This is a genomic window from Clostridium sp. AM33-3, from assembly GCF_003480315.1.
Taxonomy (GTDB): Bacteria; Bacillota; Clostridia; order Lachnospirales; family Lachnospiraceae; genus Brotaphodocola.
In genome coordinates this window covers 17,441-31,145 of the sequence record NZ_QUIV01000033.1, presented here as the reverse complement: position 1 = coordinate 31,145, position 13,705 = coordinate 17,441, and the positions used below count along the sequence as shown (strand labels likewise).

General features: G+C 50.1%; 14 protein-coding genes and 1 pseudogene. 1 reads left to right on the top strand and 14 read right to left on the bottom strand.

What is annotated here, in order from left to right:
* Nucleotides 1-53 precede the first annotated feature (53 nt).
* From DW819_RS14400 to rlmD, 12 genes and pseudogenes are all read right to left on the bottom strand, one after another.
* Nucleotides 54-182, bottom strand: a pseudogene (locus DW819_RS14400) (Maff2 family protein); the annotation flags it as partial.
* A gap of 218 nt (nt 183-400) precedes the next feature.
* Nucleotides 401-2,230 carry a VirD4-like conjugal transfer protein, CD1115 family gene (locus DW819_RS14395; RefSeq protein ID WP_118733822.1) on the bottom strand — a complete coding sequence of 610 codons (1,830 nt, stop codon included), beginning with the start codon at nt 2,228-2,230 and terminating at the stop codon, nt 401-403.
* On the bottom strand, nt 2,227-2,727 hold the full coding sequence (locus tag DW819_RS14390; protein ID WP_117499047.1) for a PcfB family protein: 501 nt from the start codon (nt 2,725-2,727) through the stop codon (nt 2,227-2,229). The genes DW819_RS14395 and DW819_RS14390 overlap by 4 nt, the downstream gene beginning before the upstream one ends.
* A gap of 84 nt (nt 2,728-2,811) precedes the next feature.
* Entirely contained in the window at nt 2,812-3,231 is a 420-nt protein-coding gene (locus tag DW819_RS14385; protein WP_055658165.1) for a DUF4313 domain-containing protein, read from the bottom strand.
* Between the two features lie 12 nt (nt 3,232-3,243).
* Complete coding sequence (locus DW819_RS14380) at nt 3,244-3,555, bottom strand: DUF5720 family protein (protein WP_025487374.1); 312 nt, start codon at nt 3,553-3,555, stop codon at nt 3,244-3,246.
* 22 nt (nt 3,556-3,577) lie between these two features.
* Nucleotides 3,578-4,324 carry a phage antirepressor KilAC domain-containing protein gene (locus tag DW819_RS14375; RefSeq protein ID WP_117910048.1) on the bottom strand — a complete coding sequence of 249 codons (747 nt, stop codon included), beginning with the start codon at nt 4,322-4,324 and terminating at the stop codon, nt 3,578-3,580.
* A 34-nt stretch (nt 4,325-4,358) separates the two neighbouring features.
* The gene (locus DW819_RS14370; protein WP_055194503.1) at nt 4,359-5,222 is read right to left on the bottom strand and encodes a DUF6017 domain-containing protein; all 864 of its coding nucleotides are present in this window, start codon (nt 5,220-5,222) and stop codon (nt 4,359-4,361) included.
* Between the two features lie 67 nt (nt 5,223-5,289).
* Entirely contained in the window at nt 5,290-5,475 is a 186-nt protein-coding gene (locus DW819_RS14365) for a hypothetical protein (protein ID WP_117910047.1), read from the bottom strand.
* A 29-nt stretch (nt 5,476-5,504) separates the two neighbouring features.
* Nucleotides 5,505-5,780 (bottom strand): DUF5720 family protein, encoded by a 276-nt coding sequence (locus DW819_RS14360; protein WP_002592134.1) that lies wholly within the window; start codon nt 5,778-5,780, stop codon nt 5,505-5,507.
* Nucleotides 5,781-5,792: 12 nt separating this feature from the next.
* Entirely contained in the window at nt 5,793-6,719 is a 927-nt protein-coding gene (locus DW819_RS14355; RefSeq protein WP_055290218.1) for a ParB/RepB/Spo0J family partition protein, read from the bottom strand.
* The gene (locus tag DW819_RS14350; RefSeq protein ID WP_055228680.1) at nt 6,676-7,497 is read right to left on the bottom strand and encodes a ParA family protein; all 822 of its coding nucleotides are present in this window, start codon (nt 7,495-7,497) and stop codon (nt 6,676-6,678) included. Before DW819_RS14350 ends, DW819_RS14355 begins: the two co-directional genes overlap by 44 nt.
* Before the next feature lie 119 nt (nt 7,498-7,616).
* Nucleotides 7,617-9,476 (bottom strand): 23S rRNA (uracil(1939)-C(5))-methyltransferase RlmD, encoded by a 1,860-nt coding sequence (gene rlmD / locus DW819_RS14345; RefSeq protein WP_243025887.1) that lies wholly within the window; start codon nt 9,474-9,476, stop codon nt 7,617-7,619.
* 323 nt (nt 9,477-9,799) lie between these two features.
* On the opposite strand from rlmD, the gene DW819_RS14340 reads away from it, so the two are divergent.
* Nucleotides 9,800-10,354 (top strand): prolyl-tRNA synthetase associated domain-containing protein, encoded by a 555-nt coding sequence (locus tag DW819_RS14340; RefSeq protein WP_347560211.1) that lies wholly within the window; start codon nt 9,800-9,802, stop codon nt 10,352-10,354.
* Nucleotides 10,355-10,447: 93 nt separating this feature from the next.
* Here DW819_RS14340 and DW819_RS14335 read toward each other — a convergent pair whose 3' ends face one another.
* Together DW819_RS14335 and lpdA are read right to left on the bottom strand one after the other, a co-directional pair.
* Nucleotides 10,448-12,244, bottom strand: a complete 1,797-nt coding sequence (locus DW819_RS14335) for an aminopeptidase P family protein (RefSeq protein WP_118733819.1) — start codon at nt 12,242-12,244, stop codon at nt 10,448-10,450.
* 10 nt (nt 12,245-12,254) lie between these two features.
* The gene (gene lpdA / locus DW819_RS14330) at nt 12,255-13,679 is read right to left on the bottom strand and encodes a dihydrolipoyl dehydrogenase (protein ID WP_118733818.1); all 1,425 of its coding nucleotides are present in this window, start codon (nt 13,677-13,679) and stop codon (nt 12,255-12,257) included.
* Between the last annotated feature and the right edge of the window lie 26 nt (nt 13,680-13,705).

Here is a 13,705-nt window from a genome sequence, read left to right as displayed (position 1 = left end):
CGGAGGCGGCTGTCAATTCGACATAATTTTCTTGTGATACTTTACCGTACATGAGCATTGGCGCCGGGGTTGTCGTTGCCGTAACCTTCCAACAGGTTGATGACACCCCAGATACCAAGACCAGCGCCCAGAGCGATAACGAGAGTCTGAAGAACGGTAATTGCCTGTTCAAAAAATGCCATATAGTTTGTTAGCCGGAATTTGATTAAAAAATAGGTTTGTCATGTTTCATAGGCATACAAAAGCCGGAACAATCTGCCGCCCGGTTTCCGGGGGCATGATTCCGGCTGTCCTCCTTTTTCATTATTTTTCTTGCGATTGTCCGCTTTGTACGCCAATGGCCTCAACAGAGGCAGTTGCGTCAAATAGATACGATCACTCCTTTCTCAGCGGAACCGTATTACACGCCCTCCGTGTCTACTTCATATACATCGCAGACCTCATCAGGCTTGAGTTTTAGTCTGGCAGACAAAAATGCTTCAATATCAAAGGTATTTCGCTTGCCTGCATCAGCTGTGTATTTGAAATTAGGGTGTCTGGTAATGTCATACTTGTCTGAAAGAAACGGACGCACACCGCGCAACTGCAAGATGCACTTGCCGCCATCCATAACTGCCAGCTCGTCCTGGCTCATCAGCTCTTTTCCCAATTTCTGATAGTTGAGCGAGTGGGAGGTCTCCCGTCCCCGGCTCTCTCCGGTGTTGTAAGTGTCTATGGTCTCCTTTCCCAGAACAGCCGCCAGCTCTTTCAGCGTTGTTGGCTCTTTGCCACCCAGGAAGAGGGAAGTATCCATATTGCCGATGATGGTATCGGCATTATCTTTGTAAATTGCCTTGAGCTGGCTCTGTGCCTGCAACACCAGACAGGCAGAGATTTCACGGCTTCGGATGGTGGCCACCAGCTTTTCCAGCTTCGGAATCTGCCCGATGTTAGCACACTCATCAATCAAACAGCGCACATGAACCGGAAGCCTGCCGCCATACACATCGTCGGCCTTTTCACAAAGCAGGTTGAATAACTGGGTGTAGCACATGGAAATGAGAAAGTTAAAACTGTCATCCGTATCACTCATAATGAGGAACAGAGCCGTTTTTCTGTCTCCCAGCGTATCCAGTTCCAACTCATCGTAGGATGTAACCTCGCGCAGCTCCGCAATATCAAATACGGCCAGACGCGCACCGCAGGAAATCAAAATCGACTTGGCTGTTTTGCCGGCGGCTAGCTTATATTTCTTATACTGGCGCACCGCAAAGTGATTTGGCTTCTCGGCTTCCAGTGCATCAAACATCAGGTCTACGGGGTTTTTGAACTCCTCGTCATCCTCACGGACTTCCATGGCGTTGATGAACTCAATGAGGGTAGAGAAGTTCTGCTCCTCCACCGGAGCCTCATAATGGATATAGCCAATAAGCGCGCAGTACAACAAGGTTTCTGCTTTTACCCAGAAATCGTCTCCGGTCTTGCCTTCGCCTTTGGTATTGGCGATCAGCGTTGTCACCAGCTTCAAAATATCCTTTTCCGAGTGGATGTATGCAAAGGGGTTATAGTGCATGGACTTCTTGAAGTTGATGGTATTTAGGACCTTGATTCGGTACGGCTCATAAATGACCTTGCCGTGCTTATCCTTCATGGGCTTTCCGTCCTTCCCCAGCTTGGGCGCACCCCTTTGGAGCATTTTTCCGCACTCCACCAGAATTGTTCCTTTCGGGTCCGTCACAACATAGGAGCTGTGCATCTGCATCAGGTTTGGTTTCAGCCAGAATCGGGTCTTACCGGAACCGGAGCCGCCAATCACCAGTACATTTTTGTTTCTGGCAGTCTTGGGGTCCTTGGGGCGGCTGTTCATGGTCAGGCTCTCCGTTTTCGTCAGAATCACATTGTTCTGAAATACAGGATCAACGTAAGGTGCAATATCCTCACGGGTTCCCCAGCGGGCCGAACCATATTCCAAACCATGTCGATATTTCTTGGCGTTCTTGCTTTTAAGATACACCGCCAGCCTCAGACTGCCTCCACAACACAGTCCTACCAACAAGTCCAATGGATGCAGGCTTGGCCAGAAACTTTGCAGCGCCCCAGGCAGAACCGCAATCAGCGAAAGAAACTTTTCTGAAGCATCCGCCCCTTGTGCCATTCGCCATGCCTCTCCAAAATTGGTAGCAAACAGTCCCATCAGGATATACGGCATATTCAGCAAAATGAGCTTTTTGATGTCCAATGTCTTTTTCATCGTTCCAGCTCCTTTCGCTTGGTGCGATCCACCACAGCATTTTTAACCATCTCTTTGAACCGGTTAAGTTTTGCCAGTACGGACGGGCGCTCTGTTTTCGTTGCCTTTTTGACCTTTTTGTTGGTGTACTCTGTAAAAGCTGCTGTCAGAGCATCTGCATCACGGCCTTTGAAAAAAATCAGGTACTTTGGCGGAGAACTGCTGCGGTCCTTTTTCACCGCATAATCCACACCATATTTCCGGGCGATTTTCTCAAACTCCTTGATAGAGGGGTCTGTGATCTCAATGTTGGATATTCCCTGATTCTGCCCGACAAGCTGCTTCACAGTCTGTTTTCCATGCGGAACAACCGGCGCATCACGGCTTCTCTGTTTTTCCAGCTTCTTTTCCTTTCGATGTGCCATGTACTTGCTTATGGCAGCCTTAAACATTCTGCCGGTAAACTTTGTTCCACTGACAACCAGCGTCAAAGTTCTGTTTTCCACTTCTTCCTGCATTTTCTCGCCTCCTTTCCACGAAGTTTGCAGGGAATCTCTTTTTTTGCTAAGGCGGAACCACCAGCCGCCGGAGGAGGTATTTTTTCATCGCTCCATCCCGCGGCTCTTTTTCTTTACCGGCTTCTTATCCGGCAGATTCCACTCTTTCCGGAACTCTGCCACACCTTTGGGGTCAAATGCCTTCAGCTTCTCCAGATCAAAGGCAACAGCAGAATATTTTCCATAACCGGACTGAACCTGATAGGGAAGCACCTTCCCCAATTTGTTCTCTTTGATGAATCGCAGCAAATCCTTGCTGATGTCACCGGAAATAAACGCCTCTCCGGGGTCCAGGGAATATCCTGGTAGGTTCACCGTCATATCTGCAAACGCCTCTGCTCCATCTTCTGTATGGGTAATCATGCCGATATAAAGCCGCTGATTATTCGCATACATTCCAAGTTGCAGCGATATGGTTTCTTCCCCATATTCCCACTTAAAGGGTACTTTCTTTTCCTCATTCATATCGGATTCCTCCTATCGTATCTGTTCTTTGTGGTCATAAAACAAATCTCCATTTCTGACCTTTGCATGGCTGAGAATCTTGATCTGCCCATTTGCCTGACTGTCCAGAGCTTTTTCATAGCCTATATCTGACAAAAACAGGCGGGTGCGTTCTCCTTTCCAGCCAACCGGGGAGTCATGCGTCAGTACATCAAAAATAATCATGTGCCGGGTGTTCTCCGCAAATCGCTGGAGATCCATGTAGTCATGACCGTGATAGTTCTGCGCCCCGGCTTTCTGGCGCATTTCCTCCATCAGCTGCCCGATTGTTTTGCCTTCCTGCATAAAACCCACTTCCTTTCCGTTCTTATGAGACCAGCAAGATCATCTCCCGCAGCTGAGCAAAGTAGAGCTTTCCCTTTGGCGTAACCAGCGTGTAGGAGCCGGTATGCCCGTGATTGCAGTAGTCTTTCACACAGAACAGCCCCGTATTTTTCACATTGGCATAGGGCAGCACATTGCCGGATGCTGTGCGGTACACAAACCGTCGTTCTATCAGAAACCGAACAAACCGGCGCTCCGGGACATCCAACTCTTTGGCGGTTGTCCTGAGATTGGTGCTGTGCTTTAAGTCGATGAACAGGTCATAGAAAGCGGCTTTGCCCTCCAGCTGTGCATTTTCCTTACGCAGAGAAATATTTGCTTCACGCTCAGCCAACAAGTCTGAGCAGAGCTTCATCAGAGCCTCCGGGGAAGTAGCTACCTCCCAAAGCTTCTCTCTTGTGAGATAGGCCCCGTGCTTGCGAATGGTAGGCAGAACCTCATCGAATACCCACTGTTCAAACTGTTCTGCCGATGGCAATTTGCTGTGAACAATCAGGCGGTACAAATCTCCTTCGGGGATAAAAGTCATACTGATTTTGCGGTCGGGGCTTTGTGGGTGAGGTGCGTCGCGTTTCACGACATACCTACAATGGCGGATAATTGCATCGCGGGAATTGCTGTACCCCAGCGCAGCGGCCACATCCATTCCGCAAAACAGGTATTTGCCGTTTTCTTCGATGACCCGGATACTGCCAAACTCCGGGTTTTTGAAAATTTCCATCTGGTTCATGTCGTGCCTCCTTTGGCATGATAAAAGGCGGCCTTTACCAGCCGCCTGCGTGCATATCGTGGTTGACCAATGAAGTGAAGTGATTATTCATGGTGGTAGGCGCATTGAACAGCACCGCAAGCAGGTACTGCTTCATGTTGCGTACCTGGGTGGTGTTCTTTTGCAGACAGTCCATGACAAACTCGATGTGGGAGCTGTCCAGTTTCAAAAAACGGGAACGCACGATCTCGTGAGGAAAGTCTGCCCCAGAGATCCGGGTGGTCTTTCGTCTGGCACAGACCGTTTCTACCAACAGCTCTACGATCTCATTCAGGTCATCCAGGTAGAGAGGATAACGCTGCTTCAGACAGTCATACTCGATATTCTCCAAAATCAATTCCCGATAATTTTCTATCTCTGTGACAGACATCGCATCTCTTCCTTTCCGTTCCGGCGGTCTTGCCGCCGCTGTTTCCCGGAAGGGAATGGAATCGGTACTTGATCCATAAGTAATTGATTTTTCTGTATTTGATTTCTCTATATTTAATTCTGCGGGCTTTTCCGTATCCGGTTTATCCATATACGGGTTTTCCGTATCTGGTGAATCCGTATCCGGTTTTCTAAGCTGTGGCTGCTCGTATATGACATACTCTGTATCGCTGATGCGTCCCTGCCGGTCACGCAGCTTGTGCCGCACAATGTAACCGGCAGCCTCCAATTCCCGCAACGCAGCGCCTATGGCATCCACGCCCTCCTTACAGATCTTTGCAAGACCACGGGTGGTGTAATTCCAGTCCTCTGGCAAAGACAGCATCATGGAAAGCAGCCCCTTGGCTTTTAACGACAGGTTTGCATTTCGTAAATGATGATTGCTCATCACGGTATAATCACGGGTCCGTTCAATACGAAAAACGGCCATCGACCTCACTCCTTCCGAATTTTGGGTACAAAAAAACCGCAATCCTCATTCCAAAGAATTGCGGTGTTCAACACTTTTCAAATTTTCTTGCATAGAACCAAAACAGCGGCTTTCGAGGACGCGCCTCTGTAAATGGCTCCTCCTGGGCGAAAGGAAGTGTTTGCATCACTCGGTCAATATCCGTTGAATCCATGTCATGCTGAGATTTGCAATCTTCCTGGATTGCTTCTTGAATTTCCTTTACCGTACACATAGTCATTCCTTTCCTTTCGTTGTATGGGTTTATGAGCGGCGGCGTTTTCCCGGTTTGAAATCGAGGATATGTCCCTCAATCACACGAGCGTAACGCTTGATCTTAATCTCCCGGCGCTGCTGGCTTTGCAGGGCAGCCTGATACCCGTCCTCGGTCAAAAACAGCCGCATTTCCTCTCCGGGGCTGCCGTAAGCTGTGCTGGGACGCAGGACGGAAAACTCAATCATCCAGCGGGTGTTATCCCAAAACCTCTCTACGGCGAGAATGTTGTGTCCTTTCAGCTCACGGGCTGAAATATCCCTCATAGGCGGCTCCTTTCATCGTTCCTGATCTCTCTGACGCTTTTTCTGCCATGCCTCCAGCAGCTTGATGATGGTTTCCTGCATCCGCTGGGGCGTATAGCTTTTAGGGAAATACTTTCGCAAGGTGTCAGAGGTAAATGTCACTCGGTCCAGATCGCTTTTCTTTTCCTCACCCATGATGACACGCATCATATCGAGGGTCAGATGCCCCTCCTGACTGTATTTTTTGAGCCGCTGAGCTTGAGAAAGAGAAGGGGTAGCCTGTTCGCTGTCCATTGCGTCCAACAGGTCTACCTGTTCCTCCTTTTTGAGAAAGGACAGCTCATAGGCAGGGTTCAGGGCAATCTTCTTTTCATCCACCATATCCATCAATTCAGGAATCAGCTCTGTCAGACGGATATAGCGCTGAACTTGATTTCTGCTTGAACCAGCCTGCTGAGCCAATATTTCATCGGCTCTCAACTTCGTCCCAACTTGGGACGAAGTTAAATCAACTCGCTCTCCCTGATGTTTCATGGCATCCAGCTTCATCTTGTAGGCAAATGCTCTTTCACTGGGGAGCAGACTTTCTCGTTGCAGGTTGCTGTCAACCATAATGATCGTGGCGGCATCATCATCCAAATCCCGAACAATGACCGGCATGGTCTCCTTTTCTGCCAGCTCACTGGCTCTGTGCCGCCTGTGTCCGGCTACCAGCTCATAACCGCCCTCCGGGTCCGGTCGAGCAATCGCCGGAACCAGAACGCCATACTGCTTGATACTGTCTGCGGTCTCCATCATGGCTTCGTCATCCTTGACTTTGAATGGATGCCCTTTGAACGGGTGCAGTTCCGACAGCGGGATTTCTACTACTTTTTCTCTCTGAGCATCGGCACGGCTCTCCTCCGTAGAAAACAGATCATCTACCGATGCCAGTTCTACTTTTTTCGCGCTGCTTTTCAAGTTTCAACACCTCCTTCGTCAGATTTCGATACCCCTCTGCCACCTTACCGCCAGGGTCATGGACGAAAATGCTTTTTCCCTCTGCGCTAATTTCCTTTGCACGGACAGAGTGTGGAATCTCCGTTCCAAAGACTTTGATTTTACTTCCATAGGTGTCCCGCAGCAAAGCAGCAATCTCTTTGGCAAAGTTGGTGCGGTTATCCACCATCGTCAGCAGTATACCGTCAATCTGGAGCTTTGGATTGATCTGCCGTTTTACCTTGCTGACCGTAGATAAAAGCTGTTCCAGTCCTTTGGCGGGCAGATACTCTGCCTGAACGGGAATTATGATCCTGTTCGCAGCCGCCAGCGCATTGACCGTAAGCATCCCCAACGAGGGCTGACAGTCAATCAGGATATGGGAATATTGTCCCTTCAGTGTGTCCAGATATTGCCGTAAAACCGTTTCACGGCTCATGGCGTTTACCAGAGAAACCTCCATACCGGAAAGCTGAATATCCGCAGGCATCAGGTCAACGCCTTCTGCATGATGCAGAATACCTTCTCCGGGGCGTATAGGCTGATCCATCAGAATTTTGCCCATTGCATCCGACAGTGTAAATGGCAGCTTGTCCGGTTGCGGATTTCCCAAGCTGATTGTCAGACTTCCTTGTGGGTCCCCGTCGATCAGAAGCACTTTCTTTCCGGCCTGTGCCAGACCTATTCCCAAGTTCGCACAGGTTGTTGTTTTGCCAACGCCGCCTTTCTGGTTGGCGATGGCGATGATTTGCGTGTTCAAATAAACCTCCTCCTTCTGCAAAAAATATCCCTATTCCGAAAAATAGGGATGAAAAAAGCCGCTTACTCAAATAAATGAATAAACGGCTATGTAAGAAATATTCGATTGTAAGTAAAGTTTTATATCACTGCAAAATAACGAAGTGCATCTTTGATTGCTTCTACCTTTTCTGGTGTCGGATGTTTCCTCGGCTGTTTCAATTCTTCTACCGCATTAGGAGCATCATACATCGGCAATCCCAAATTTCGCTTTACCTCTGCGATATATGCGGTATGTACCTTGAAGCCGTATTTCGCTTCTATGTACTCCTTAATCATTTTGTAGGTCACTTTTTCTTTGGGCTTATACGCTTCGGCTCTTTTAGCAATACTATCTACCGGAATCTTGCCCTCGCCCTCTCCAAACTCCACATCAATGTGGATATAACTGTCGGCTTTTTTGTGGGATAAAAGAACTACCGTCTCCACATGTCCCGTCTGCGGAAACATGTCCACCGGCCATACCCCTTCAGGCTGATACCCTATCTTCTTAAACACGCCCAGATCTCTCGCCAGCGTGTCCGGTCCGCAGGATACATAGATCACGGTCTTTGCCTTCACTGCTGCCACAGCCTTAATGAATGCCTCGGTACTTCCGGCTCTTGGCGGGTCCATGAGGACTACATCTACGGTATCACCAGAAGCGGCCATCTGCATCATGAATTCGGTGGCATCGTTACAATAGAAGCGGATGTTTTTGACATCATTACATTTGGCGTTCTGGACAGCATCGCGGACGGCGTCGGCGTTCAACTCTACGCCGATGACTTCTTTGGCTTTGGATGCGGCGATGATGCCGATGGTTCCGATTCCGCAGTAGGCATCCAGCACGCGCTCGTTGCCGGTCAGGCCGGCCAGTTCGATGGCTTTACCGTACAGATACTCAGTCTGGACCGGGTTGACCTGGTAGAAGGACTTCGGGGAGATACGGAATTTGCAGCCACACAGTTCGTCCTCGATATAGCCTTTGCCGTACAGAACGTGTTCTTTATCGCCCAATACCATGCTGGTACCGCGGTTGTTGATGTTCTGGACAATGGTGGTGATCTCCGGGTGTTTCTGGCGCAGGGCCTTGACGAAGTTGTTCTTGGACGGGAATACAGGGGATGCGGTGACCAGCACGACCATGATCTGGCCGCTAGTGAAGCCGCGGCGAACCAGCACGTGGCGCAGCAGGCCGTAGCCGGTATCTTCATCGTAGGTGCGGATCTTGAAGGATTTCAGCATACCGCGGATGGTGCCGATGATCTCGTCTGCTTTCTGGTCTTCGATCATGCAGGTTTCCACCGGAACGATGTTGTGGGTTTTCTCTTCGTAAACGCCGGAGATGGCTTCGCCTTTGCGGTAGCCGAATACGGCATGTACCTTGTTGCGGTAGTGGAACGGATCGTCCATGCCTTTGATACCGTGTACTTTACAGTAGTTTCCGAGAAGCTTCTGCATCTGACTCTGCTTCATCTGAAGCTGCTCTGCGTATGGCATATCCAGGTACTGGCATCCGCCGCAGCGGTGCGCCACCGGGCACAGACCTTTCTTCTTCGGTGCCTTTTTCTCTTCTGCTGCAGACTGAAGTTTTCCTGATTTCGGGGAAGCGCCCAATCCATGCTTCGGTTCTGATTTTTTGCCGAAGTTCATAGTATCCTTACGGGCAGATTTTCCGAAACTCTTCTGCGCAGACTTTCCATCTGCTTTTCCGAATTTTTCAACTTTGCCACAAGCAAAATCCCGCGCAGATTTCTGATCTGTATTCTTCCCATCTTTCTTCCTAGCCCGGCTCCAAGCCTCTTTCTGGTCTGTTTTCTGCTCAGAAGATTTTCCGGCCTTTTTCCCGGTCTCCTCTCCAACCCACTCTTCAAATTTATCGTCCAGACTCCGTCCCTGCTTTCCAGCAGCCGGTTTCTTCTTCCAATTTTCTTTTTTTACATTTCTATCCTGTTTCACAGTATTCAAGCCCCTTGTCTTTTTCTTTAAAATATTTATAATATAATGATACCAGGGTTCCAAAGTCAAAATCTGACGCAAGCTTGCTTGCAGGAAGATTTCTGACCTCGGAACCCGCCAAAAATATGAGTAAGTAGCCATTTTTCAAAGAAAAATGCGCGGATTATGAATATTTTTGAGGATTGCGGAAGTGCAAGGCACGTAGCAATCCGGGCATCATTCATTACTTACACTACATACCTTCAGGAGGAACCCTTATGTCCCATACATCCGATAACAACACACAAGCCGGTGCGTTACACACCGGCGAGGATTCTTTTTATATGGATCCGGTTCTCTACACCGGGCGTCCGGCGGACTGCTCCGGGCGGCTGAAGAAGGAGATCCGCACCTATGACCTGTTAGATGAGTTCCAGATTCCCTACTGGCGGCTGGATCACGATGCCACCGCCACCATTGACGCCTGCCATGACGTGGATGTCCGGCTGGACATTGAGATCTGCAAGAACCTGTTTCTCTGCAATGCCCAGAAAACCGATTTTTACATGCTCATGATGCCGGGCCACAAGAAGTTTAAGACGGCGAAGCTTTCCAAACAGATCGGAAGCGCCCGCCTTTCCTTTGCAAGCCCGGAATTCATGGAGGAATTTCTGGATATCACGCCTGGTTCTGTCAGCGTGCTGGGGCTGATGAATGACAAAAACAACCGCGTGCGGCTGCTCATCGACCAGGATGTGATCGACCACCACACCTTTGTGGGCTGTCATCCATGCATCAACACCTCCAGCTTAAAGCTTTACACGAAGGACATTCTGGAGAAGTTTCTCCCGGCAGTCCATCATGAATATACCATCGTCAATCTTCCATGGGAAGACTGATCTGATTCCATGTCAGAACTGCAGACAAATGGCCAAATCCGATGTCCGGACTGACTGCGCACAGTTTCTGCCATGGAACCAGTGACTCATTTCTTATTTACTCAGCGGTCTGGTGACTTCTTTCAGCCAGGCCGCTTCTTCTGTGTCGAGATACGGCGCGATCTTTTCGTATACCTGTGCGTGGTACTCGTTGAGCCATGCCAGATCCTGCTCTTCCATCAGAGATACATCCACCGGCTCCAGATCGATCGGCACGTAGGTCAGATACTCGAAGCTTAAGAACTGGCCGTAATCAGTCTTTTCGTCCTTCTTGCAGTAGATCAGGTTCTCTGTGCGGATGCCGTGGCTTCCCTCAATGTAAAGTCCCGGCTCATCGGAGCATACCATGCCCGGCATAAACGGCGCGCTGTCCTGGCGCTCCGGCACTACCCGGTAACGGATGCCGATGGGACGCTCATGCACATTTAACAGATAACCCACGCCATGGCCGGTTCCGTGGTTGAAATCCAGTCCGCGCTTCCAGAACGGTGCCCGCGCTACATAGTCCAGGCTCAGGCCGCTGCAGCCTTCCAGGAATTTCACATGGCCCAGGCGCAGCATGCTCATCAGAACCAGGGTGTAATGCTCTTTTTCTTCATCCGTGACCGGCCCCAGGGCGATGGTGCGGGTGATATCGGTGGTTCCCTCGTAATACTGTCCGCCGGAATCCACCAGATACAGACCTCTTGCCTGCAGGCTTGCACAGTGCTCCGGCACGGCATGGTAATGGCACAGTGCCGCATTTTTCCCATATGCGGAGATTGTGTTGAAGCTGATATCCAGTGCTCCATGCTCCCGGCGCATCTGGTCAAGACGGTCAGCCACGCTGCACTCATCCATCGGGATCTTGCCGATATTCTTTTTCAACCAGTAGATATATTTTGTCATGACCACACCATCGATAATATGAGCCTTCTTCATATTTTCAATCTCGGTCGCATTTTTCTGAGTCTTGGCATATACAGTCGGATTCATCTGATCGATGATCTGATTCTGCGCCTGCACGCTCTCATAAATGGCAAAGTTCACGCGGCTCTTCTCCAGAAGCACGGTATGGTCTTTTAGCTCCTTCACATCCGCGTAAATGTCATTGTACGGACGGATGGACACGCCCAGAGACTCCAGGTAAGCACGCACCTCATCCGAAATCACCTGCGGATTCACATAGAAATACAGGTTCTCCCCGGTTACCATCAGGTAGGACAGCACCACCGGATTGCACGGAATGTCGTTCCCGCGGATATTGAACAGCCAGACAATGTCATCTAGCGTGGTGATGATATGCACATCCGCGTAAGCCTTCTTCATGGCTTCGCGCAGGTTTTTAATCTTCTCGGATGCGGCCTGTCCGGCATATTTCTCTTCCAGGATCCATACCGGCTCTGCGGAAAGCTCCGGGCGGTTTTCCCAGATCTCACCGATCAGATCATGGTCGGAGCAGATGGATGCCTGTTTTCTGGAAAGACGATGCCGCAGGCTTTCCCCTGTCTTGCTGTTGATAACACGGCCATCAAAGCCAAGCACACCATGCTCCGGCATGTGGTCTGCCAGATACTGCTCCACGGTCAAAACTCCGGGCTGGCCCATTTTCATAAGTTCTACGCCACTATCTTTCAATTCTGCTGCCGCCTGCACAAAATAACGGCCATCGGTCCACAAACCGGCCCAGTCCTTCATGATCAGGGCAATACCCGCAGAACCGGTAAAGCCGGTGATGTACTTTCTGCATGCAAAATGCTCCCCCACGTACTCCGACTCATGGAAATCTGCTGTCGGCACCAGATAGGCATCCATATGATAAGTCTCCATCAGTCTGCGGAGACGCGCAATTCTCTCTGTAATTTCGTTCATGTAATTATCCTCACTTTTCATTCTGACGCATGGCATCTGCAATAGCTGCTGCAATGCCTTCACTGTAGGTTGGATGAGCACGCATCGCCAGGGAAAGCTGCTCTGCAGTCAGTCCGTTTGCAATGGCCGTGGCCATTTCTCCGATCATATCCGTAGCTCGTGGACACATCATCTGCGCTCCCACAATGGTATTGGAATATGCCTCAAAGATCAGGCGGATAAAGCCATGCTCCTCTCTGGCAATGATAGATTTTCCGTTTTCTCCCATATCGTAAACGCCACAGCGTACCTTCATGCCAAGTTCTCCGGCCTTCGCCTCCGTGATGCCGACCGTAGCAATCTCCGGCTCAGTATAGATGCAGCTCGGCACGATCGGCAGAGAGACAAACATGCCGTTCGGCACAGCCTCCAGACGAATGGTATGGGGTTTTCCGGCCAGGTTTTCAATGACATAGGTAGCCTGGGCCATAGCCACATGGGCCAGTTGTGTTTTTGCAGAGACATCGCCGATGGCATAGATACCCGGCTCGCTAGTTTCAAAGTCTGCGTTTACCACCGGTCTTCCATGCTCCATCTGCAGGCTCATATCCTCTCCAAGAAGACCTTCCGTGTAAGGTGTTCGTCCCACGGCTACCACGACCTGATTGGTCTTGATCTGGGTAGTCTCATCGGTCAGCAGATGGCGCACGGTGCATACCAGGCCTTCCTCCCGCTGGATCTCCTCCACCATGGCATTGCAGTATACAGTAATGCCCTTTTCCGTGAGCTGTTCCTTTAACGCCTCAGAAACTTCCTCATCCATCGGTCCCAGAAGATGCGGACCCTTTTCTACGATGGTTACCTTGGAGCAGAGCGCCTGGAAAATGGTGGCAAACTCCACGCCAATGACACCGCCGCCCATGATGACGATGCGGTCATAGTTCCAGGTTGGAACCGCCAGCAGACGGTCACTGTTGATGACGCCCGGCAGGTTAATGCCCGGAATCTTCGGCATAATCGGCTTTGCGCCGGTGGCGATGATGATGTTCTTTGCCCGGAGATATTCCTTGCCATTCTCTCCCACCACTTCGATGGTCTTTTCCCGGCGGATAGTCGCCTTTCCTTTGATAAAAGTAATGTTATTTTTATCAAACAGCTTCTGGATCTCGCCGCGGTAACGGCGCACAGAACGCTTCTTGTAATCCTGCATTTTCGCGAAATCGAAGGAGATAAAATCAGTAGAGACACCGAATTCATCCCCGTGCTGCATCATGGAAAAAATGTTGGACGCATGAAGCAGCGCCTTGGTGGGAATGCAGCCCCGGTTGATACAGACGCCGCCTAGCTTGTTCTCATCCACCACGGCCACCTTCATGCCGAAGGACGCGCCTTTGATGGCCGCCGTGTAGCCACCCGGTCCTGCCCCGATAATCACCAGATCGTAATATGTTGCCATAAATTTGTATTCCTTTCGTTCTGTCA